A 24813-nucleotide genomic window follows, 5' to 3' on the forward strand; every position below is an offset into this window, starting at 1 on the left:
TTTGCACATTTTTTAATTTTTACCTGCCATCATCTTCCCTTTATGCTGGTCAAACTAAAGGAAGACGAGAAAATTTTAGGCCGAAATATGCCAGTTTTGCTTATCCAACGCCATTTGCCAGAAAGCCAATTCGTAAGCGCTGCTGCGGACAAAGGACGTCTTCATCTTAGCTTGAATAGCCGCATCCGATTGGCTAGCCGTTTGGTTAGTCAACGCAATCATCTGCGTCACACTGTCGGTGTAGTCATCGCTGTCATAGGTTTCGATCCAGCGTTGATACAGCGGTACTGGTGACCCCTGAGCAACCAGTTGCTGGCCGATCTGATTGTAGAGCCAGTAGCATGGCAAAAGCCCCGCAATGGCCTGCTGGGGCGTTCCCCGATACAGTTCCGCATACATATGGTTCACGTAGTTGTAAGCCGTGGGTGCAACCGGCGTCTGCTTGATCTCGTCTGGCGTAATCTTCAGCTGTTCAAAGAACCCTTCACGCACAGCCATTTCATCGTCTTTTAAACCTTGCGCGCCGGCCAATAAGAACTGTTTGCCATGGGCATCATCGACTTGGTCGGCCACTAATTCATGTAACTTACCGAATTCACTTAAATAGTAACGATCCTGAATTAAATAGTAGCGAAAAACGTCTTGGGGCAACGTCCCCGACTGCAGTTCGTGGATAAAGGGGTGTTCAAAACTTTTTTGCCAGTATGGCGCAGCTGCCTGCTGGATCTGATCCGTAAATTTTGCCAATTTAGTTCCTCCTCAAGGTGCGCAACCTGCTGAACAGAAAAAGCCGGCCAGAGAAAACCCTGGTCGGCAGTTTGATCGCAAAAGACACGTTAACTTTCCTTCGCGAGGGTTAGCTCACAGGTTCAAAGGGTTCGGTGCATGACCGTCTCAGCAATTTGCGCCCCTAGTTAATATACCTTGAGTATAGCATGCTTTAACGCACAAAAAGGTCTAAATGCCTTTTTTTATACCAGCGCTCGTGGTACTATTAATTAAACTTTTCAAATATTTTTCTTAATGTTCCTTTAATGTTTACTGAAAGGCTGAAATTTTCATGAAAACGAACAGACTACCTTCCCAAAATTTAGTCTGACTTCCTAAATGTAACTTGTTTTCATAAAATGTTCAGCTAATCAGTCCTTCCCAGAAATAAGTTCAGTGATTTTCGCTGAATTAATTTTAAATTGAAAACTATTTCTAATTTTCGCTTCATGCCCTGAAATTTTCATAGTTGTTAGAATTTTTAAGTTGATGAATTGGAAAACCCTAAAATAACGAGTTTTCTATCAATTGAAATTCTATGAAAGTTTAATGAAACAGCCGAATATTTCAACTATACCATTTGCAGTTATCTAGTTGACATATTCCGCTAGTTACCTTATATTTCTTAGGCATAGGAGCGTGATTAATTTGCAAAATATTAACCTAGACCAAACGTCGATTAATGCATTACGTTTTTTAAGTGTTGACATGATTGAAAAGGCCAATTCCGGCCACCCTGGTTTACCCCTTGGTGTTGCACCAATGGCGTATACCCTATGGACTAAACATTTAACAATTAACCCGACTGATCAGCACTGGGTCAACCGCGACCGCTTTATTTTATCAGCCGGCCATGGTTCCGCTTTGCTGTACAGTCTATTACACCTGTCAGGTTTCGGCCTGACCATTGACGATTTAAAACAGTTCCGTCAGCTCAACAGTAAAACCCCTGGTCACCCTGAATACGGTTTGACCGATGGTGTTGAGGCTACTACCGGTCCACTCGGCCAAGGCTTAGGCATGGCCGTTGGTATGGCAATGGCTGAAACCCATTTAGCTGCGCAGTACAACCAGCCCGGCTTCAATATTATGGACCACTACACCTACGCAATTGCTGGCGATGGCGACTTGATGGAAGGTGTCTCCCATGAAGCAGCCAGTCTTGCTGGTCACCTCAAATTAGGCAAACTGATCGTCTTATACGATGACAACAGCGTGTCGCTTGACGGCCCAACTTCAATGGCGTTCACCGATGATACCCCGAAACGGTTCGAAGCTTACCATTGGCAAGTTCTGCACGTTGAAAACGGCAATGACCCTGCGGAAATTAACGCGGCCATTGAAACGGCTAAGCAAAACAGCGATCGGCCAACCCTGATCGATATTAAGACCATTATTGGTTTTGGTGCCCCCAATGCCGGCACTAATGCCGTTCATGGTAAGCCGTTGGGTAAGGAAAACATGGCAGCTACCCGTCAAAAGCTCGGTTGGAACCACGAACCTTTTGAAGTCCCCGACGACGTTTATCAAAATTTTGATACCAACGTTAAACAGCGCGGGATTATCAGTGAACGCCAGTGGCAAGCCCAGTTTAACGACTACGCTGCCAAATACCCTGAACTCGCCACCAAGTTCTTACAAGGTTTCAAACCTATTTCAGCAGATCTAGGTTTACCTGCAAGCCACGTTGGTGAATCAGAATCTGGCCGCAATACCAGTCAACGCATTATTGCCGCGATTTCCGAACAGGTTCCCAGTTTCTGGGGCGGCAGTGCTGACTTGTTCTCCTCTAATAAAACTAACGTTAAAACCGCTGAAGCTTACCAGCCAGATGATCCACTCGGTAAAAACGTTTGGTTCGGTGTCCGTGAATTTGCGGAAGCCGCTGCCGTTAACGGGATGGTTCTGCACGGTGGTATCCGGCCATATGCCAGCACGTTCTTTGTCTTCTCAGATTACATGCGGGCTGCGATTCGTTTAGCCGCCATCCAAAAGATCCCCTCAACCTTTGTTTTCACCCATGACTCCGTTGCTGTTGGAGAAGATGGACCGACTCATGAACCCATCGAACAGTTAATGAGTTTCCGGGCGATGCCAAACGTGAACGTCATGCGCCCAGCTGATATCAACGAGGCCGTGGCTGCTTGGCAGACCGCCTTATCTGCCACTAAAACGCCAACCTTGTTAGTGTTAACTCGGCAAAATCTGCCGACCTTACCACAAACCGACCAACTGGCTGCTCAAGGGGTCAAACGCGGTGGCTACGTACTCTCACCAGCTCAAGGCGAGATTCCTGAAGGGATCTTGATTGCGACTGGCTCCGAAGTTCAACTGGCCATGGCAGCCCAGGACCAATTGCGCGATGCCGGTCATGACGTCTCAGTTGTTTCTTTGCCTTCATTTGAACTCTTCGACGCCCAGTCGGCTGAGTACCGTGAATCCGTGCTGCCAAGTTGTGTGACCCGCAGAGTTGCCATTGAAATGGGAACTTCCTTCGGCTGGGAACACTACGTTGGCTTGCAGGGTAAGATTATCGGCATCAACAACCGCTACGGCGCGTCTGGCAATCCAGATGCCATTATCAGTCAATTTGGTTTCACGACTGATAATGTAACGGCAACGTATTTAAAGACCTTCAGCGAAGCAGCTGAAAAAGCTTAATTTATTGAGGTGAATAACATGACGAACTTAACATTTAATACTAAAATCTACTCCGATGGCGCTGATCTAGAAGATATGAAGGCCATCAATCAAAACGACTTTGTCACCGGCTTTACGACTAACCCTAGCCTGTTAAAGAAAGCTGGCGTGACCGACTACCTGACGTTTGCCAAAAAAGCCGTTGCCACTTTCCCTGACGAAGCCATTTCCTTTGAAGTCTTCAGCAACGACTACGACACCATGCTCAAAGAAGCTAAACTGCTGCATGAGCTTGGCCCGCACGTTTACGTTAAGATCCCGATTCGGACGACTGCCGGTGAACCCACTACCGACCTCATTCATGATCTGACAGCTGACGGCGTTCAAGTTAACGTCACCGCAATTGCGACTGCCGACCAAGTAAAGGAAAGTGTTGACGCCATCGTACCAGGCACGCCAAGCATCGTTTCAATCTTCGTTGGCCGGGTTGCTGACGCTGGCATTGACCCGATTCCATTCGTTAAGAAAAGTGTCGCTTTAACGAAGGACCGCGATGACGTTGAGCTTCTTTGGGCAAGTACCCGGGAAGTCTACAGCATCATGCAGGCAAATCAGTTCGGCGTTGATATCATTACTGTACCACCAACTATTCTTGCTAAATTAGTTTCCAAGTTTGGTCAATCTGGTGATGACATTACGCTAAATACTGTAAAAGGTTTCGCAGCGGATGTCACAACTTCAGGATTACAAATATTAGCTCAATCGGTTAATTAACTTAAGCAGTCTGCTGATCAAATATGATTGATCAGCAGACTGCTTTTTGGAGTTATCATTTACACTGTCATTATTTCACTGATAGCTGTTCTGGACACAATGTTCATTAATTTGTATTAGTTTAGTAATGAGCATACTTCTAATTATCAGTATATTGGTAATCCTGATATGCTGATAATTAGGGCATGTGTTATTCTCTGGAAAAATTACACTTTGCTCCCATAAAAATAGAGCTAATACCATTACACTGCGATTCATCTAGATTTATTCCATATTCTGCTTGTGCCTCCGTTCTAATATGTCTATAATTATTATGCAGTGAGCTAAAGACTATTATGCTTGCTCAATTTATAATATTATTCGATTTATTTCATTCATTAGGAGGAATTTACCATGCCACAAACAGTTGTTGTAACATGGTGGGCAGCTTTAATTGGATTAGCATTAGCTATTATCCTAATTTTAAAGAAATTAAACCCTGTCTATTCATTATTACTTGGCGCCATTTTTGGTTGTCTGATTGGTGGTGCTAATCTACTACAAACCATCAACATTCTCATTGCCGGATCACAAAGTGTGATGGGAACTATTTTACGGGTTCTAGCTGCAGGTATGCTAGCTGGTGTTATGATGGAATCCGGTTCCGCAGAAACGATTGCTCGAGCTATCGTTTCCAAGCTGGGAGATCGTTTAGCAATTTTTGCATTAGCACTGGCTACAATGATTATTACTGCAGTGGGTGTCTTCATTCCCGTAGCTGTTTTAATCGTGGCACCAATTGCTTTGGAAGCCGGCAAAAAAATGCATATTTCTAAGCTGGCTCTCTTAGTTGCGCTTTCAGGAGGCGGTAAAGCTGGTAACATAATTTCGCCAAACCCTAACACTATTGCCGCTGCAAAAGGTTTTGGTATTGATCTTAGCCAACTCATGATTGCTGACTTCATTCCAGCCTTATTCGGGCTAGCTATGACCGTTCTTTTAGCAACTTTGTTGAAAAATAAGGGCTCAGAAGTATTAGATGAAGACTTAGCCAATTTGGCTGCTGATACGCCAGAAAATAAGAATCTACCAAGTTTAGGTAGTGCACTTGTAACCCCGATTGTTGCCATTGTTTTACTATTACTTAATCCAATTGGTTCAATGTTACACATTAAAGTTTTAACAACTCTAAACCTTGATGCTCTATATGTATTACCAATTGCCGCAATTGTTGGTGCCATTGCTATGAAGCAAGGATCCAAGTTACGTGAATATGCAGCTTCAGGAATGTCTCGGATGACCGATGTTGTCTTAATCCTGATTGGTGCTGGCGCCATTGGTGGCTTAATTACCAACTCGAGCTTGCCAAAGGAAGTTATCGCTTTAATTAAAGTTTCACACCTTTCAGGTACTTTATTAGCACCAATTTCTGGAATTCTAATGGCAGCTGCCGCAGCTTCTACTTCTACAGGGGTTATCTTGGCAACTGGCTCATTTGGAAAATCAATTTTGGGCTTTGGTGTTGCACCAATTGCAGCTGCTGCAATGGTTCACACCGGTGCTATTGTGATTGATCAATTGCCACACGGTAATTATTTCCACGTCACTGCTAATGCTATGCGGATGAACATCTCAGAACGTTCTAAAGCAATCGTTTACGAATCCATAGTTGGATTAACAACTGCTATTGTTGCGACAGTAATGTTCGGTTATATGCATCTATAGGAGGAAATCAAGATGAAATTTGTGATTGCACCCGATTCTTTCAAGGGTGGCATGACTGCTAAACAAGCAGCCGATGCTATTCAAACAGGTCTAAACAAAATTTTTCCTGAAGCCATTTTTGAAAAAATTCCTATGGCAGACGGTGGCGAAGGTACCGTCCAATCATTGGTCGATGCAACTAATGGTCGTATCATTAGAAAACAAGTCACCGGTCCCTTAGATTCACCTGTACAATCGGAATATGGTATTTTAGGTGACCAAGAAACCGCTGTGATTGAGATGTCTTCAGCTAGTGGTATTCAATTTGTTAATAACCAAACTCATAATCCGCTGATTACTACAACGTACGGAACTGGCGAATTAATGCTTGATGCCATGAAACAAGGCATTAAGCAAATAATCTTGGGAATTGGTGGCAGTGCTACAAACGATGGTGGCGCTGGTATGGCACAAGCATTAGGCGCTAAATTATACGACCAGGACGACCATGAATTAGGCTTTGGTGGCGGCGAACTTGGTAAATTAAGCCACATCGATATTTCAACCATCGATTCATCTGTAACCAAGACTAAGATCATTATTGCCTCAGACGTTACTAATCCACTTGTTGGCTCTGATGGCGCATCTGCTGTTTTTGGTCCACAAAAGGGTGCTACTCCTGAAATGGTTAAAATTCTAGATGCTAATCTTCAGCATTACGCTGACATTATCAAACGAGACTTGCATCAAGATCTGGCTAATCGTCCAGGTGCTGGTGCCGCTGGCGGACTTGGTACCGGATTGTTGGCTTTCACCAACTCGGAAATGCAAAAGGGTATTGATATTGTTGTGGAATATTCACACTTAAAACAACGTACCGAAAATGCTGACTTTGTCTTTACAGGCGAAGGCGGTATCGACTTTCAAACCAAATTTGGGAAAACCCCTTATGGTGTCGCTCAGGCAACTAAATCAGTTGCACCCCACGCACCCGTTATCGTTCTAGCAGGTAACGTTGGGAAGGGTGTTGATAGTCTATATGACCAAAATGCTATCGATGCTATTTTCCCGATTGTTCCTGGTGTAACCACTCTGGATAAAGCTATTGCCGACGGTCCCAAGAACTTAGCGGTTCTAGCTGAAAATGTTGGCCGATTAATCAATAGTATTCGTCATTAATAATCAAATGTTATAGAGATCAATTAACTTAAAAATCAGCCTACTAATCAAATATAATTGATTAGTAGGCTGATTTTTAAGTTATTATGCTCTTCGCCAATTATTCTGGATGTGGCACTAATATTTTTGTTAAACCAGCCATTAGTCTATACCAATATAAGAGAATGAAATTCTTAACTGGCCCGAATTCTTTTACGAATGGTATGACCGCTAAAAAATGGTTAATGCCATTCAGTATGACTTAAACAAGCTTTTCCCAGTAGCTGCATTAAAGAAGTCTCCATAATGGTGACGAAAGCGCCATTCAATCACTGGTTAACGTAACTGCCAGCACTTCATTCAAAAGTCTGTCATTGATTCTCCTGGCAACACCAGTTTAAACTGAGTACGGTATCCTACAGCCGTCATCGAAGTGGCTTCGGCGAGTAGCATTCAGTTGGTGATTACCAACCGCGCTAGTCGTTGTTTTAGCCGGTAACGTTGGCGATGGTATTGATAGTCTATACGATAAAACCGCGATCGACGCTATTTTTCCCATCGTCCCTAGTGTGACAACACTCACAAAAGCCATTTCTGATGGTCCTAAGAATTTATCTCAACTGGCAGAAAACGTGGATCGGCTGATCAGCAATGCCATTGGCTAATACATTCATTAGATTAAAAAATAACACTTTCTTGACTCCCCTTTTCTACTTAGAATTACTTCAGACTGATTCGCTTCCCTTGGCCCATCGTGATACGCTAAATGAGTAGTATTCTTGAACGGAGGTGAACTTTATTTAACTAATAGCCAAAACTGGCTATGCTTGATAATTGCCTTTAACCTAATCAATTAGAAAAACGGTCACGAGTAAGTGAAACCGCTTAAATCGTTGCAAACATATTAGTGATATTTGTCACAATATGCGGATAAAACGGGCAAAAGCGTCATTATCATGAGTGCTACATTGAATATGAGTAAAACCTGTTAGGCCAATTAAAGTCTAGCTATTATAAATAAGCGTTAGTCGATGCCCTCTTTTCAGTAAGATATGACATGGACTAATCAACATGGAGGCCTTTCTTTTGGAGTCTAAAGTTCAACATTATCCGTTAAAACCGGATCTGTTCAAATTCGGCAGTTACGTCTTGTTTCTGTTCGTTGTTGGTTGGGGATTAGTATTTACCTACCTTAACCGCTACCCATCATTACTAGCAATGGCCTTCTTATCATTTACCTTTGGGCTGCAGCACGCCTTTGACGTGGATCACATTACGGCCATCGATAACATGACCCGAAAACTGGTTAACGACGGGAAAAACACGCATGGCGTTGGTTTCTTCTTCTCGTTTGGCCACTCTTTGGTGGTCATCGTCATGGCGCTACTGACCATCTTTTTCGTTGAATGGTCTAAAAACCAGCTACCCAAGTTTCAGGACGTTGGCGGTGTGCTGGGTACCCTGTTCGCCGGATTCATGCTATTGTTGCTAGGTACGATTAATCTGGTCATCCTAGCGGGCATTTGGAAGTCCTTTAAGTCCATTAGTAAGGGTGATTTTTCATCCGCTAAAGCGTCAACTGACACCCGGATATTCCGAATCTTTAAACGGGCACTCAACATTATCAACCATAACTGGCAAGTGGTCTGCGTCGGTATTTTATTTGGACTGGGGTTTGATACAGCCACCCAAATTGCCGTGTTAGCCACATCCGCTGTCGCCACTAGTAAGGGGATTCCGTGGTTCGCGGTCTTTTCATTCCCGATTCTATTTACTTCCGGCATGTGCTTTATGGATTCCTGTGACGGACTGTTCATGAGTACCGCCTATAGTTGGGTCTTCTCATCCCCATTCCGAAAGGTTTACTATAATCTGGCTCTGACTGGGTTGTCAGTTACCGCTGCTTTCTTTGTGGGTATCGTGGACGTGATTCAAGCCATCGGTGGGTTCCTAAAGTGGCACAATCCCGTGATCAAGTTTGCACAAGCTCTGAACTTTAACATCTTAGGCATTTGCTTAGTGATCCTCTTCGTTATCACCTGGTCTGCTGCCCTCATCTTTTGGCGCGTCTTCAACCTTAAAGCGAAGGATGAAAAAGTTGTCGCAGCTGAGAAAAAGCAGGAAGACGCCTTTCAACAGGCTAATCTGTCAAAGAGTAATATTGAATCGGTTCACGCCAAGAATCTGACCGCTAAGCAACGTCGTGAACAACACAGTATGAATTAAAAATAGAACAATTATTGGCAAGAATGAACAATTGATGTCACACTGCTGATCTTCTGAACTAATTTTGGGTTAATAGTGCTTAAATTTAAATAGTTCAACAGGGTACTTATTAGTTAGTAGAATAAGTACCCTGTTGAACTATTTTTGTTTAATTTTGAATCAACGAGTAATAAGCATATAATGGTAATTATTATCATTTAACTTAGGAGGTAGCTGAATACATGTTAAAGCGTTATATTCGTCCACTCAGCACTTTACTCACACTCGCACTCATCACAATATTACTCGTGGGCTGCACGTCAAAGACCACCGCAACCCACCACTCCCATCAAATCAACGTGGTGGCCTCGCTGGATTTCTACGGTGAGACCGCTAAAGCCGTTTTGGGCGATAAGGGCACGGTCACTTCAATCATTGATAAGCCCAGTATGGAACCCCATGAATACGAGCCCACGACTAAGACGGCCAAGCAGGTCAGTGATGCTGACGTGATCGTTTATAACGGTCTCGGCTATGATACCTGGATGAACCGCCTATCTGCTGATAATACGGGCACGACTAAGGTTAACGTTGCTCAGGGCATTATGAACCGGCACAACGGTGACAACGAACATATCTGGTACAACATGCAAACTATGCCAAAATTAGCCAATGAACTCGCTGTCCAATTTGCTAAACGTCAGCCGCAAAATAAGGCTTACTTTAAACGTAATGCTCAGAAATATATTCGTTCATTAGCCCCCTTAGACCGAAAAATAGCGCAGCTCAGCCGTCATAGTCACCACGCGCGGGTCAATGTTTCTGAACCCGTTTTCGACTATTCCTTAGCTGAAATGGGCTATCAGCAAAACAACAACCATTACGCGCAGGCTGTCCAAAATGACACCGACCCTTCGCCCGCAGATATCAAACAGATGCAGGCCGATATCCGGAATCATAAAATTGCCTTTTTCGTTGTGAACACGCAAGAAATTAATAAAATGACCACCAATTTACTCTCACTAGCAAAGCGGAGCGGTGTACCAATCGTGCGGGTAACCGAATCACAGCCAGCGCATACCAGCTACAAAGCTTGGATGATGCGTCAATTTGATGAAGTTCAACGGGTGCAAAATCACACGCGTTAACTTTAAAATACATCACAAAAAGCGTGTTGATAGAGAAAATCTATCAACACGCTTTCTACTGTTCAGCAATTCTAAATAATCGTACTTAACTATCTACTTGAGAAATTGTTTAACCATTTTTTCCGTATCTTCATTAGTCAACGCATGTTTTAGAACATGATTGACCAACTCAGCACACTTTTCAGTATTAAGTGTCTTCATGGTACTACGAGTCCGTAAAACGGAACTAGAACTCATCGAGTATTCATCAAGACCCATCCCCATCAATAATGGTAGAGCAACTGCATCACCAGCCATTTCACCACACATAGCGGCAATCTTACCTTCTTGATGAGCAGCGTCGATCACATGTTTAATCAGTTTTAATAAAGCTGGATTATATGGTTGATATAGATAAGAAACCGACTCGTTTCCTCTATCAGCAGCAAATGAATACTGGATAAGGTCGTTAGTCCCAATACTGAAGAAATCTACTTCTTTGGCAAACGCTTCAGCAAAAATAGCAGCTGCTGGAATTTCAATCATAATACCCAGCTTAATATCATCACCGATTCCTGGATCATCAACTTGCAGCTTTTTCTTTTCTTCGGTAAAGATAGCTTTGGCCTTTCTAAATTCATCCAGTGTCGCAATCATTGGAAACATGATTCGTAATTGACCAAATTTAGAAGCTCGAATCAAAGCTCGTAATTGTGTTCGAAAAATTGATTGCCGATCCAATGAAATCCGAATCGCACGGTAGCCTAAGAATGGATTCATTTCTTCTGGAAGTGGCAAATAATTCAGTGGTTTATCACCACCGATATCCATAGTTCTAATGACTACTGGTTTACCATTCATTGCTTCGGTAACCTGCTTATACGCCTCAAATTGATCATCCTCAGTTGGCAAGCTGCTACTGTCCATATATAGAAATTCAGTTCTAAAAAGTCCGACAGCATCCGAACCCACTTTTACAACATCGTCCATGTCTGCAGGAGTACCAATATTCGAAGCAATTTCAAATTCTTTACCATCAGCCGATATTGATGGTGCATCGACCAATTTAGCCCATTCTGCTCGTTGTTGCTCAAAGCTTTGGGCTAATTGCTGGTAATGCTTAGTTTCGGTTTCATTAGGATTGCTGATAGCTTCACCATTCAACCCATCAAGGATCACTACTTCACCATTCTTAATTTTTTGAGTAGCTTCACCAGCACCAACTACAGCAGGAATTCCCAAAGTTCTGGACATGATAGCTGAGTGACTTGTTCGACCGCCTAAGTCAGTAATCATTCCCTTAATGAATTTTTTGTTCATTTGAGAAGTATCGGAAGGTGTTACTTCATGTGCAACAATAATTACTGGACTGTCGATAGCTGCTAAATCAGGCAACTTTTTCCCCAACAAATGGCTCAGCACGCGCTTAGAAACATCTTTCACATCAGCAGCACGTTCTTGCATATACTGATTATCAGTCATAGCGGCTAAAGTATTGGCAAAATCTGTAGTCACTTTAGTTAAGGCCTGCTCCGCATTAACCTTCTTATCGTTAATCTCTTGGTCAATTTGTTTGATCATTTCAGGATCTGATAAAATCGCAATGTGGGCATCAAAGATAGCTAAAGTATCTTCATCTAAGCTTCCTTTTGCATTATCCTGGATAGCCTTTAAATCCTCAACTGAAACACTCAAAGCCTGATGTACTCGAGAAATTTCCGTATCAGTATCTGTAATACTTGTCTTTTTAAAACTCAAATCTGGTGTGACAAGTAAATAGGCTTTAGCAATGCCGATACCATCACTAGCCGCAATTCCTTTAACTTTTGTCGACAAAATAGTTACCTCTATTTCTAAAAATTACTTGATTAAAATTTATCCCATTGTTGTTTGAAAACTTCAATAACATGTGCAGTATTAAAGCCATATTTGTCAACGACTTCAGGACCTTTGCCACTAGTACCAAATTTATTAACACCAATGACAGTTCCTTTTAACCCAGTGAACTGATTCCAAACAAAACTAGTACCCATTTCAATGGCAATTCGATTTTCTACTTCAGGCGGCAACACTTTGTCTTTGTAGCTCTGTGGTTGTCGATTAAAGATTTCGATACTTGGCATTGATACGACCCGTACATCAAAATTCTGTTTTTCTAATTCTTTTTGCGCGTTCATGGCTAATTGAACTTCTGATCCACAAGCAATTAAAATACCATCTGGTGTTCCATTCTTAGCATCAGAAAGGATATAACCGCCTTTTTCAATCGGAGCATCCTCAGTTTCTGCTAAAACAGGTAACTTTTGTCTTGAAGTAACTAAAATACTTGGCTTATCGGTCGTATTTCCAATAAATTTCCAAGCTGCTTCTGTCTCATGCGCATCTGCAGGCCGGAAAAGGTTCACATTTGGAATAGCACGCAAACCAGTTAACTGTTCAACTGGTTCATGGGTAGGACCATCTTCACCAACTGCTAATGAATCATGAGAAAAAACAAAGGTTGACGGTAATTTTTGAAGAGCAGCTAAACGAATAGCAGCTTTTAAATAGTCACTGAAAACAAAGAATGTGCTACCAAATGCCCGACTGCCACCATGCAGGTTAATGCCATTAATAGCTGTGGCCATGCCGAATTCACGAACACCAAAGAAAATATTCCTACCAATTGGATTACCATCAGTGAAATTGCCATCATCACTTAAATAAGTTTTATTTGAAGATGATAAATCAGCTGCACCACCCCAGAATTGAGGGTTTTTCTTAGCTATTTGTTGCATTAATTCCGAACTAACATTTCTGGTAGCAATCTCATCACCAGTTTTATACGATGTTTTAATGTCAGCAGTATCTAACGTTTTTGCGGTTAATTGGCTAACTTCATTAGTAAATTCAAGTGAATATTTACGATAAAGATCCTGCCACTTTTGATATTGAACACTCTTAATATCTAAATAGCCTTGATATTGGTCATAAATATCTTTAGTGAATTCAAATGGTGCTAAATCCCAATTATAGAATTTACGAGTTGCTTTAACATTATCTTCACCAATAGCAGCACCATGAACCTTATTAGTACCTTGAAGTGGTGTTCCATAACCAATAACTGTTTTAACCTCAATAATACTTGGACGATCAGATTTCTTAGCAGCTTTGATGGCCGCTTCAATCTCTGCTAAATCATTGCCATCTTGTACCAGTGAATAATCCCAACCAGCAGCTTTAAATCGACCAGCAGCATTTTCAGAAGTACTTAAGTCCAATGGTCCATCCAAAGAAATGTTATTCGAATCATACAATACAACCAACTTGCTTAACTTTTTATTACCAGCAATATTAATAGCTTCTTGGCTTAATCCTTCCATTAAGTCTCCATCACCAACTAAAGCATAGGTGTAATGATCGATGATGTTATATCCTGGCCGATTATAAACAGCAGCTAAATGGCGTTCTGCCATGGCCATTCCTACGGCCATACCTAACCCTTGGCCTAACGGGCCAGTAGTTGCATCAATCCCATCAGTGTGACCATATTCAGGATGTCCTGGTGTTAAAGATCCCAATTGACGGAACTGTTTAATGTCATCTAACGAAAGATTAAATTGGTTAAAATACAATAAGCTGTATAACATGGCTGATCCATGCCCAGCCGAAAGGACAAAGCGATCTCGGTTAAACCACTTCGGATCCTTGGGATCAAAGTTCATAATTTTTTCCCAAAGAACATATGCCATTGGCGCAGAACCTAATGGTAAACCTGGATGACCACTATTAGCTTTTTGAATCATGTCCAAACTTAAAAATCTAATAGCATTTACCGCTTTTGTTTCAGTTGAGGATTGCACGGCATTAGACATTCCTGACTTTGTTGATGAATCCATATGTGGTATAGCCTCCTCTTAAAATTTTTTAATTTTCAGAACCATCAGTTGTTTGTTTTGAACGACTCTTTACAGTCACAATGCGACTTGCAATTAATACGCAAAGAACAAATACAACAATCCCAGTAATAATTCCTACTGAACCAAAGCCACCTAATTTACCTAATAAAGTACCTGGAATCAAGTAATCAGTATCAGCAAAAGTAGAAGCTGACAGCTTTAAGGTACCAAGAACTGGCAGAATATATAATGGTAACCAGCTAATTAGCAAACTGTTAACAGTAGCACCGATAATAGCACCTCGACGACCACCAGTGGAGTTCCCATAAATACCGGCAGCGGCACCACAGAAGAAGTGACCAACAACCCCAGGAATAATTACAGTCGTGCCAAGGGCAATCATAACAAACATGGAAAGTGTCCCAACAATAAAACTAACGAAGAAACCTAATAAAACAGCGTTAGGTGCATATGGAAAAATGATTGGTACATCAAGAGCTGGTTTCGAATTTGGAACCAATTTTTGAGCAATACCTTGGAAGGCTGGAACAATTTCAGCCAAGATCATCCGAACACCTTGCAGTACGACGACGAAACCAGCTGCGAAGGTACCTGCTTGTACTAAAGCAAAAACAATGTAGTTAGTCCCAGCACTAAGGTTCTTTTCAACAAAGGCTGGACCAGCAACAATAGCTAAAATAATGTAAACAATACCCATTAATAAGGTAATTGATACAGTTGAATCCCGTAAGAAACCAAGACTCTTTGGTATTTCCAAATCTTCAGTACTCTTCTTAGGATTACCGAACCATTTACCCATTAAACCAGCTGTTGCATAACCGATATTCCCAGTATGACCCATGGCAACTTCATCGCCACCGGTAATTTTACGCATAAACGGTTGCGTTAAAGCGGGGGTTACAGTCAGCAAAGTACCCTCAAAGACACCACCTAAAAGAATCGTTGTTAAACCAGTACCAAGGTGAGCGCTAACTAAAATAACGGCTGTCATACATGACATGTACAACATAGCTTGACCAGTTAAGAAAATGTATTTAAAAGCTGTAATTCTTGCTAATGTAATGTTTACAATCATACCCACTAACATAATTAAAGCAGTGGTACTACCATACTTTACTAAAGCCATAGCAACAACGGCTTCGTTACTAGGAACAACACCTTGAACGTGTAAAGCAAATTGGAACATTTTAGCAAATGGCGTTAATGAAGTACTTAAAATCCCAGCACCACCTGTTAATACCAAGAAGCCAGCAAAAGTTTTAATCGTCCCTTGGATAGTTTCAGTAGCTTTTTTCTTTTGAAGAAGAAGACCCAGCATCGCAATCAATGCAACCAGAATTGCTGGTTGTGAGGCAATACTGACGAATAAGTTTAATATAGCTTTCATAGTTAAATTTCCTCCATATAAGTGCTATTACTCAGCAGTATACTCAATGCCTTCCTTATCAAGAATATCGTTAACATGCTGTTTTGTTTCCTTTTTATCAATCAATGTTTTTAATAAAATTACCCGATCTTTAGGCAAGCTACTTACTGCATCAGCAAGCGTTGATTCAACAAAAAAATAATCTGCAGAGTCAGCAGTTGCACTACCAACATCAGAGTGATCAACTTGAATATCACTGGTATCAACATTTTCAGCTTTTAAAACCGCCTGAATGTTCATTTGAACCATAAAACTGCTACCTAAACCGCTTTGGCAAACTGCAAGAATTTTCATAATTTTTCCTCCTGTTATAAATAAAAATAAATCTATCTGGAATAATAACAATACCTAAAAATAATTAGTGCTTCTGTAAAACGGCTAAAATCTGGTCGACTGAATCTGCTTCTAACAATGCCTGAACTGCGTCATCATCTGTTAAAAGACCCATCAGTTGTTGAATCACACTCAAGTGACTTTGACTATCAGTGGCAGCTAAAACAAACCATAATTTTACCGGATGTTTATCATCAACCAAGTTCACAGAAGAATTAGTTTTCAATAATGATAATCCGATTTCATGAACTGAATCATCGGGACGCGCATGAGCTAATGCTATCTGTGGCCCAATATTCATATATGGTCCCTTATCTTTAACCACATTAATTATTGAATCAACATATGTTGATTCAATCGTATTCTGGTCAACTAAGGGTTGTGCGGCTTTTGTAATAGCTGTTTCCCAATTAAGATTTGATCCATCTGTAACTTGTAATGTTTTCGCATTCAATAAATCAATCACTGCTTTCGCCTCCTTTCCATACCACTAACATGTTTCAAATAAGATTATATAAGTTGAATAATTATTTCACAAGTGCAATAATAGCAGTTACAAAAGTGCAATAATGTAATAGTCACTAATTACCTAACTAGCTTATGTATTGGAGGATACTTATGATTCGTTTTAGTAAGTTAAAACATGGTGATGATTTACTCAATTTATTAGCAACTTCTGATAAATTCGTTCCCGTTAATAACTTAATGGAAGGCTTAGATTTATCACGTAGAAGCGTCTTCTATCTCATTAAAAAATTAAATCAAGAATTAGATGAGAATGGTCATTTCAACATTACAAATGTTAAAGAAGTTGGTTATTATCTACCAACTGAAACTATTACCGCCCTACAGTCAGAGCCAAAACAAGAGCGGTTTTCTGGCTTGTTACCTATTGAGCGTAAGCAGCTGATTCTATTTAAACTTATAAATAGACCATATTCTTCACTTTCATACCTGAGTAATTACTTAACTGTTTCCAAGAATACAATTATTAGAGATTTTTCTGTAGTGGAAAATGAACTTAAATCAAACCATCTAAAATTGATCAACACTAATTCAGGGAAAAAAGTTATTGGTACGGAACACGACAAACGCCAATGGGTTTATGAACATGCAGATGAACTCATTACAATCTATAAAAGGCATACTGACCCTGTAATTTACCCAATGATTCCGAAACAATTGAAATTACTAGAACAAATTACTGGCAATCGATTTACAGATGATGCAACCGAAATGTTCAAATATTTCATATCCTGGTATATAAAACGCGTGCAAGTTTTAGAATGCCAACTGCCAAACCAATCGAATATTACTGACTATTCTTTAGTTTATACATGGGCAAATAGTCTTTTACAGGATTACAATATTAACAATTCAGCAGAAGCTGAATACCTAGCTAAAATTATCAACTCTAGACAATTTTCAGTAGTAAACTGGGATAATCCTTTAATCAAATCTTTAAAACCAGTAACAGAAAAAATGATTCAGCGTTTTAACGAAGCATCTGGCTATTCAATTGACCCACAACAAAATTCTTTATTGAATAATTTAACCGTTCATCTTCTTTCAACTTATTATCGTGTTAAATTTGATATTCATTATGTGCATCCTAATTTAGATCAAATCAAGCAAACCTACCAAGAAACTTTTAGCCTTACTCGTCTTGCAATTAGACCATTTGAAAAATTTTTATCAAAAAACATTTCTGATGATGAGATTGCTTTAATTGCACTATACTTTGGTGGTGCATTACGCAACACTAATAAATCCAAAATTAGCTCTGGACGAGTTTTCGTAGTTTGTTCAAGCGGAATTGGGACCTCACAACTGTTGTTAACTCAATTACGCTCGTTATATCCTTTTGTTAATTTTACTGGTCCATTGAGTGTCATCGATTACGAAACTAGTTCGATCGATAACACCAAATTAATTATTAGTACAATTCAGCTTCATCAGCGAGATAATATTCCTGTAGTGTCCGTTTCAGCATTTCCTTCTAATTCAGAATGGAACAAAATAAAAAGTTCGCTAGTCAGTGTTGGTTTGATTACTAGTGATATACGTTCACAAATAAACGTTGGTTCACTATTAGATATTATCAGTACCTACTCCAAAGTTATTGATCTGCCTGCATTGCGAAAAGCTCTTAAAAACTATCTTTCCAGACAAGGCAGTAAAACAGAACGGATTAATCCCATTTTACAAGAAACACAGAACCTACATCTAGTAAAACAAGACATTGTTTACGTTCAAAACTCATTATCTTGGGAAAAAGACATTATGATGTCTTTACAACCACTCACTCAACAGCAAAAAGTTGATGCACAATATATTCAAACAATTATTAAATTAATAAAAAAGCATGGTTCTTATATGGTTTTAGGAAAGGGTATTATGCTTGCACATGCTTCACCCAAAGATGGTGTTAATAGACTTGGTGCATGTTTCTCACTTCTCAAAAATCCCATTCAAATTGGTAACCCAGCTCAAAAAGTGAAATTAGTTATTGGTCTTGCACCTATTGATAAAGAGCAACATTTAGCTTTTTTAAGATTACTGATGAAATATGTTCAGGATTCCGATTGGCTAAACGCCATCTATAAGTCAACTAGTCAAGATGAATTAATTCATCTTTTAAGCGCAACCCAGCTAACAATGGATACTCATTGATCCAATCAAAAAGGTGTCAAAGCCATCGCTTTGACACCTTAATTCACGTTTAAATTTTATTGCTGATATAAAGTCACCTAATCATCCACATGCCAGTGAATCTTCAACTGACACTGAACTAACTGACCATTTTCATAACGGTAAGGTTCGACATCCGTTTGGCCGTCATCGTGGTCAAACTTAATATTCCAATAGTTGCCCTTGTGGTAAACAACTTCCCAATGCCCCTTTAAATCATTATTATTCGTATCTTCGCCTTCGTAGGTTCCGTCATCATCAAACTCCCAGGTTCCTTCGCTACTACGCCAGTCACCAATTAGAATATCATCATCGGTGTTATCGTTTCGCAGTGATTTATCGTACGAATAGTCCGTTGAACCACCGTTATCATCATTGCTATTATTATTGCTATCACTGGATTGATCACTATTATTATTTTGTGGTGCCGGCGTCTGTGCGGCGGCTGTCTGAGGTGCTTTAGCCTTTAGACTGACCGTATTATCCAATTGCTTATAGATATCGATCGATGGCAAAACTTTAGTCACACTCTGGCTGCTGCCAGAAACGTTACCCACGACCTGCAGGCTATAGCGACCTGGAAATAGGCTAGCAACCGTATAACCGCCACTGATCGGTTTAGTCGACAATGAATCTCCATTGTTAGTTACCGTAGCGTCCTTCACGTTTGTTTTAATCGTCAAGCCAAACGCTTTGGTTTGCAGAACATACCGGTCAAAGAAGAGGTAATGCCCGCTCTTGACCATTTGAAAGGGTGCTTGACTGCTATTCTGTGTTTTGACCGCCTGTTTGATGGCTGATCTGGCATTGGCATCACCCTCGTAGAGTGATTGGAGCGGTTTAACGGCATCGTCGTCAACCTTTTGACCGTTATCGTCGACAACTGCAGCCGCGATATCGTCATCATCCGTCGACGTCACCGCCGTTGCTAATCGAGCTGCTTGATTAGACTTGCTGTAGTACCACGATCCGCCAACGAAACAGATCACTAATAAAAGCACGATTCCGCCAATGATCCAAGGCCAGCGCTTGCGTGGTTTACGCCCCGCTATGCGTTTCGCCTTCGCCATCCGTGGCTGTCTGTCCGTTGTGTGCGCGGTTACCGTTGGCTTAACACCGGATGAAGCTGGTTTAGCTGGTTTAGCTTGTCCTGCACGAAAGGCTTTTAAATCAAACCCGCACTTACCGCAAAACTCGTCCGTTGCTGACACCTCAGCACCACAATTCGGGCAGTACTTCAGTTCTTCTGGCATTTCAAATCCCCCCTAAGCATTTGCTTATCGTTATACAATTTTTAACTCATAGTAATAATGTACCATTATCCCAGCCGACAAGCCACTGAAAATGGCGTTAAACTGCATTTTCTGACCTTTTTTAGCCACTTTCTAAGCCCTCCTAATTGTAATTCACTTCCTATGAAGGTATGATAGAAAAGTAATTCTACATATGGATTGAAAGGAGTAATAAACGATCATGACTTCAGATGACATTAAGACCTCATTAACAACTGCCCTCAATGAATACTTTGATCAAGTGACCTTGCCTGAAAACGGCCTGTTCGTCCTTGGTTTTAGTTCTAGTGAGGTAATGGGCGCATGGATGGGGCAAAACTCCAATCAAGCGGTTGGCGAAACGGTGATCAACACGTTACTGCCAATTCTCAAGAAACACCATCTTAACTTAGCGGTTCAGGGCTGCCAGCACATCAACCGGGCACTCTTATTGGAACGGGAAGTTGCTGATCGCCGGGGTTATGAAATCGTCTCCGTGGTACCGCAACTGCACGCTGGTGGTGCCGGTCAGGTGGCTGCCTACAAAGCCTTCAAGGATCCGGTAGAAGTAGAACGGATCGTTGCCGATGGCGGCATGGACATTGGCGACACCCAAATTGGCATGCACGTTCGCTGGGTTCAAATTCCAGTCAAAACGTCTGTCAAAGAAATTGGTGCTGCTCACACCACGTTCTTAACATCGCGGCCAAAACTCATTGGCGGTCCGCGAGCGATTTATGAATGGCCGGAAAAGTAATTTTTCATAAGCTTCAGCACCACTTTAATTCAGCCAAAACGCGTTACAAATCGATGTCAAAAAAGCATGGTTTTCAGTCAATAGCGACTGAAAACCATGCTTTTTTGCTGACATTCTGCTGTACTATCCTATTTCTGGTGCACCTGATAACTCACCTGATAAGACTCAATGCCATGGGCTTCAAAAGCCGCTTCCAAGATCTGCGCAAACTCGTTAATATCCACCGATTGAGGTAGGTGAATCACCACGTCATTTTCATCTGTCATTATCAGCACCCCCGCTTTTAGTTGTCTCCATTATACGAACATACGTTCTAAAATGCAACTTAAAATGACGTTTCTGTAACATCCCGCAAAAAGCAACTTTGAGACGTGTTTTATTGTCAAATAGGTGTACAATTGTTTGTTACAGACGATTATTTACATATTTGAAAGGAGATTTGCAATGATAAAAATTGCCAAGGGTCGTGTCTCCTATCTAGCCGTTCTCGGCGCGATTATATTCATGACCATCCAAGTTATCGCTAACCTGAACCTGCCTAGTCTAACCTCTGATATCGTGAACAACGGGGTTGCTACGGGGAATATCAGCTATATCTGGAAAGTTGGTATGAAAATGATAGCGTTTTCACTATTGAGTATCTTCGCCGCCATCTGTAACGTTTACCTGGCTTCGACGACGTCACAAAAATGGGGTCAAAATCTCCGTAGTGATATCTATCGCAAGGTCATGAACTTGTCGACTGACGAGTACGATCAAATTGAAACGTCATCATTAATTACCCGAACTACTAACGATGTGGTCCAAATTCAAAACGTCGCCATCATGATGTTGCGGATGATGATCATGGCGCCCATTATGCTGATTGGGGCCAGTTTCCTAGCCTACAGCAAAAATCACACCTTAACCTTGGTTTTCCTAGTGGCACTGCCACTATTAGTGATCTTCATGGGAATCGTGCTGAAATTTGCCGTACCGATGTTTCAAGCGATGCAAACTAAGACCGACCGCATTAACCGGATCTTCCGTGAAGGGCTGACCGGTGTCCGGGTCATTCGGGCGTTTCGTCAAGATCAGTTTGAACAGAATCGCTTTGAAGACGCCAACGTGGATTACACCCAAAACGCCATTAACGTTAACACCTTGTTAGCACTGGCACTCCCTATTATGACGTTAATCATGAGCGGGACTAACGTGGCCATTATCTTATTTGGGGCGCATTTAATTGGTAATCAGGCCATGCAAGTGGGTAATTTAATTGCCTTCATGACGTACGCCATGCAAATTCTGATGAGCTTTATGATGCTCTCTATGGTTTTGATCTTTATTCCACGGGCCCAAGCATCCGCTAAACGAATTCAGCAGGTTTTCGACTTACGTTCGACCATGAAGGTTGCTGATAAGCCTCAGGCATTGACTGCTGAGACCACTCACAGTCTGGAATTCGACCACGTTTCTTACCGCTATCACAATGCTGAAAAGCCCGCTCTAACCGACGTTGATTTCAGTGCCAAGAGCGGTCAAACGGTAGCCATCATTGGCGGGACCGGTTCTGGTAAATCAACCTTGATCAACTTGATTCCCCGTTTTTATGACTTGGAAAAAGGCCAGATCAAGATTGACGGCATCGATATTACCCAACTGGCTCCGGAAAAATTACGGGATGCGGTTTCTCTAGTCCCACAAAAGGCCACCCTATTTACTGGCACGTTACGGGAAAACATGAAGTACGGGAAATCCGACGCGACCGATGATGAAATCTGGCACGCCCTAGAAATTGCCCGGGCGCGTCAATTCGTTGAAGATGATCCTGACGGCCTTGATATGTATGTCGAACAAGGCGGCGGTAACTTCTCTGGCGGTCAACGGCAACGGCTCGCAATTGCTCGAGCGCTGGTCAAACAAGCTGCCATTTACGTCTTTGATGACTCCTTCTCCGCTTTGGACTTTAAGACCGATGCTGACCTACGTGCGGAACTGCGGCAAGATGCCCACATTCAAAAGAGTATCACCGTCATCGTGGCACAACGAATTGCCACTGTGGCCGATGCCGATTTGATCTTGGTTCTGGATAACGGTCAATTGGTCGGTAAAGGAACCCACGATGAACTTAGAAAGACCAATAAGATCTATCAAGAAATTATCAAGTCACAGATCAGAAAGGGGGCTGATGAATAATGGCTGATTCTAAGTCTAAAACAACCACTCGCCCTACCCATATCGGTGGCCCCGGTCGTGGACCTGGTCATGGTCACGGCCTCGTTGAAAAGCCGAAAAATTTCTGGAAAACGACTCGCCGGTTGATGAGTTATATGTCTGACCGGATCGTTGGGTTGATTCTGGTGCTGATTTTCGCAATCACCAGTGTTGTCTTTCAAATTCGGACACCAAAAATCTTGGGTCAAGCAACGACCGAAATTTTTAAGGGTGTCATGAAGGGCCAGTCGCAGCAAAAAGCCGGCTTCAACATTGCGCATCTCCCCATCAACTACGCTAAGATCATCCACATTATTATCATTGTTGGTCTCATGTACCTCGCCTCAGCCGTCTTCAGCTTTCTGCAGCAATGGATCATGACGCGGATCTCACAACAGACGGTCTACAAGCTGCGGAAAAACATGAAACAAAAGATGCGGGTCGTCCCGATTCGCTATTACGACACGCACAGTAACGGGGACATTATGAGTCGTGCCGTAAACGATATGGATAACATTGCCAACACCTTGCAGCAAAGTTTAACGCAGGCTGTGACGTCAACCGTGACCTTTATCGGAACGTTATGGATGATGCTGACCATCAGCTGGAAATTAACGCTGATCGCGCTGATCACCATTCCGCTTAGTTTAATCATCGTTGGTATCGTCGCACCGAAATCGCAGAAATTCTTTGCTACGCAGCAAAAGAGTCTGGGCTTGATGAACGATCAAGTCGAGGAAAACTATGCTGGTCAACAGGTTTTGAAGAGTTTTAATAAGGAAAAGGACACGATTGAATCCTTCGAGAAACAAAATAAAGTCTATTATCAATCTGCTTGGAAAGCCCAATTTATTTCTGGTATTGTCATGCCATTAATGATGTTTCTGAACAACATCGGCTACGTTTTCGTTGCGGTAATTGGTGGTATTTCAGTCGCTAACGGAAATATTACCCTTGGTAACGTACAGGCCTTCCTGCAATACACCAACCAGTTCTCACAACCGATTTCACAGCTGGCTAACCTGATGAACACGATTCAGTCCACCATGGCGTCCGCTGAACGGGTCTTCGAAGTCTTAGACGAAGCTAACATGAAGGACACGTCAAACAACACGCCCGTTAAGCAAACGAATAATTTACTGGAAATGGAACACGTGAAGTTTGGTTATGAAGACGAAGCGCTGCTGATGAAAGACTATAATCTGACTGTCAAACCAGGCCAGCAAGTTGCTATCGTTGGGCCAACTGGTGCTGGTAAAACAACGATCATCAATCTGCTGGAACGCTTTTACGATGTTAACGGTGGCGCCATCTTGTTAAATGGCCAAGATACCCGCAACATGGATCGTGAAAAATTACGTTCGCATTTCGCCATGGTACTTCAGGATAGTTGGCTATTTACGGGTACCATTTTCGACAACATCAAGTACGGTAAAGAAAATGCCACTAAGGAACAAATTCTCGATGCAGCCAAGGCAGCTCACGTGGATGAATTTGTTCAGAAATTACCTGATGGCTATCAGACCGTTTTAAACGAGGATGCCTCTAACATTTCTCAAGGGCAGCGACAATTAGTCACGATTGCTAGAGCTTTCGTTGCTGATCCCGAGATCTTGATTCTCGATGAAGCAACTAGTTCCGTTGATACCCGGACTGAAGTTCAAATCCAGCACGCCATGGGTCGGCTGCTTAAAGGTCGGACAAGCTTCGTAGTCGCTCACCGGCTATCAACAATTCAAAATGCTGATAACATTATCGTTATGAACCACGGGGCAATCGTCGAAACTGGGACCCATGAAGGCCTGCTCAAGAAGGGCGGCTTCTATGCCGATTTGTATAACAGTCAATTTACTTCAGGCATCTCATTTAGTTAGGAGGACGTATG

At 41.8% G+C, this 24813-nt stretch carries 18 protein-coding genes, 1 pseudogene and 1 riboswitch; of the genes and pseudogenes, 11 read left to right on the forward strand and 8 right to left on the reverse strand.

The genetic code is table 11. The features are described from left to right. Positions 1-75 precede the first annotated feature (75 nt). Positions 76-747 carry a thiaminase II gene (gene tenA, locus CES79_RS03560; RefSeq protein WP_089136327.1) on the reverse strand — a complete coding sequence of 224 codons (672 nt, stop codon included), beginning with the start codon at positions 745-747 and terminating at the stop codon, positions 76-78. Between the two features lie 78 nt (positions 748-825). Then, positions 826-922: riboswitch (TPP riboswitch) on the reverse strand. 494 nt (positions 923-1416) lie between these two features. On the opposite strand from tenA, the gene tkt (CES79_RS03565) reads away from it, so the two are divergent. From tkt (CES79_RS03565) to CES79_RS03590, 7 genes and pseudogenes are all read left to right on the forward strand, one after another. Further along, positions 1417-3429: a transketolase gene (gene tkt / locus CES79_RS03565; protein ID WP_225362297.1), complete on the forward strand. Its 2013-nt coding sequence runs from the start codon at positions 1417-1419 to the stop codon at positions 3427-3429. An 18-nt stretch (positions 3430-3447) separates the two neighbouring features. Then, the gene (locus CES79_RS03570; RefSeq protein ID WP_089136328.1) at positions 3448-4182 is read left to right on the forward strand and encodes a transaldolase; all 735 of its coding nucleotides are present in this window, start codon (positions 3448-3450) and stop codon (positions 4180-4182) included. 393 nt (positions 4183-4575) lie between these two features. After that, a complete protein-coding gene (locus tag CES79_RS03575; protein WP_089136329.1) occupies positions 4576-5886 on the forward strand; it encodes a GntP family permease in 1311 nt (436 codons plus the stop codon). A 12-nt stretch (positions 5887-5898) separates the two neighbouring features. Further along, positions 5899-7044 (forward strand): glycerate kinase family protein, encoded by a 1146-nt coding sequence (locus CES79_RS03580; RefSeq protein ID WP_089136330.1) that lies wholly within the window; start codon positions 5899-5901, stop codon positions 7042-7044. A 470-nt stretch (positions 7045-7514) separates the two neighbouring features. Beyond that, a pseudogene (locus CES79_RS12690) lies at positions 7515-7688 on the forward strand (glycerate kinase); the annotation flags it as partial. 421 nt (positions 7689-8109) lie between these two features. Next, positions 8110-9249, forward strand: a complete 1140-nt coding sequence (locus tag CES79_RS03585) for a HoxN/HupN/NixA family nickel/cobalt transporter (protein WP_408005805.1) — start codon at positions 8110-8112, stop codon at positions 9247-9249. Between the two features lie 221 nt (positions 9250-9470). After that, positions 9471-10376 (forward strand): metal ABC transporter solute-binding protein, Zn/Mn family, encoded by a 906-nt coding sequence (locus CES79_RS03590; protein WP_089136331.1) that lies wholly within the window; start codon positions 9471-9473, stop codon positions 10374-10376. Positions 10377-10469: 93 nt separating this feature from the next. Here CES79_RS03590 and ptsP read toward each other — a convergent pair whose 3' ends face one another. The 5 genes from ptsP to CES79_RS03615 form a co-directional block, all read right to left on the reverse strand. Beyond that, positions 10470-12191 carry a phosphoenolpyruvate--protein phosphotransferase gene (ptsP, locus tag CES79_RS03595; RefSeq protein ID WP_089136332.1) on the reverse strand — a complete coding sequence of 574 codons (1722 nt, stop codon included), beginning with the start codon at positions 12189-12191 and terminating at the stop codon, positions 10470-10472. A gap of 32 nt (positions 12192-12223) precedes the next feature. Further along, positions 12224-14233 (reverse strand): transketolase, encoded by a 2010-nt coding sequence (gene tkt, locus CES79_RS03600; protein WP_089136333.1) that lies wholly within the window; start codon positions 14231-14233, stop codon positions 12224-12226. A 28-nt stretch (positions 14234-14261) separates the two neighbouring features. Next, positions 14262-15641: a PTS ascorbate transporter subunit IIC gene (ulaA, locus tag CES79_RS03605; RefSeq protein ID WP_089136334.1), complete on the reverse strand. Its 1380-nt coding sequence runs from the start codon at positions 15639-15641 to the stop codon at positions 14262-14264. Positions 15642-15668: 27 nt separating this feature from the next. Then, on the reverse strand, positions 15669-15974 hold the full coding sequence (locus tag CES79_RS03610) for a PTS sugar transporter subunit IIB (RefSeq protein ID WP_089136335.1): 306 nt from the start codon (positions 15972-15974) through the stop codon (positions 15669-15671). Between the two features lie 64 nt (positions 15975-16038). Continuing rightward, positions 16039-16479: a PTS sugar transporter subunit IIA gene (locus tag CES79_RS03615; protein WP_054656273.1), complete on the reverse strand. Its 441-nt coding sequence runs from the start codon at positions 16477-16479 to the stop codon at positions 16039-16041. Positions 16480-16631: 152 nt separating this feature from the next. Between CES79_RS03615 and CES79_RS03620 the strand changes: the two genes are divergently transcribed. Further along, a complete protein-coding gene (locus CES79_RS03620; protein WP_159459452.1) occupies positions 16632-18686 on the forward strand; it encodes a BglG family transcription antiterminator in 2055 nt (684 codons plus the stop codon). 77 nt (positions 18687-18763) lie between these two features. On the opposite strand, the gene CES79_RS03625 is transcribed toward CES79_RS03620, so the two are convergent. Then, positions 18764-19957 (reverse strand): zinc-ribbon domain-containing protein, encoded by a 1194-nt coding sequence (locus CES79_RS03625; protein WP_054656278.1) that lies wholly within the window; start codon positions 19955-19957, stop codon positions 18764-18766. Between the two features lie 220 nt (positions 19958-20177). On the opposite strand from CES79_RS03625, the gene CES79_RS03630 reads away from it, so the two are divergent. Continuing rightward, positions 20178-20732 (forward strand): TIGR01440 family protein, encoded by a 555-nt coding sequence (locus tag CES79_RS03630; protein ID WP_054656279.1) that lies wholly within the window; start codon positions 20178-20180, stop codon positions 20730-20732. 128 nt (positions 20733-20860) lie between these two features. Here CES79_RS03630 and CES79_RS12810 read toward each other — a convergent pair whose 3' ends face one another. Further along, positions 20861-20998, reverse strand: coding sequence for a hypothetical protein (locus tag CES79_RS12810; protein WP_159459453.1), 138 nt, complete (start codon positions 20996-20998; stop codon positions 20861-20863). Positions 20999-21176: 178 nt separating this feature from the next. Between CES79_RS12810 and CES79_RS03635 the strand changes: the two genes are divergently transcribed. Beyond that, the gene (locus CES79_RS03635; protein ID WP_089136337.1) at positions 21177-22910 is read left to right on the forward strand and encodes an ABC transporter ATP-binding protein; all 1734 of its coding nucleotides are present in this window, start codon (positions 21177-21179) and stop codon (positions 22908-22910) included. Continuing rightward, the gene (locus tag CES79_RS03640) at positions 22910-24802 is read left to right on the forward strand and encodes an ABC transporter ATP-binding protein (RefSeq protein WP_054656280.1); all 1893 of its coding nucleotides are present in this window, start codon (positions 22910-22912) and stop codon (positions 24800-24802) included. The genes CES79_RS03635 and CES79_RS03640 overlap by 1 nt, the downstream gene beginning before the upstream one ends. The last annotated feature ends 11 nt before the right edge of the window (positions 24803-24813 follow it).

The organism is Secundilactobacillus silagei JCM 19001, assembly GCF_002217945.1.
Classification (GTDB): Bacteria; Bacillota; Bacilli; order Lactobacillales; family Lactobacillaceae; genus Secundilactobacillus; species Secundilactobacillus silagei.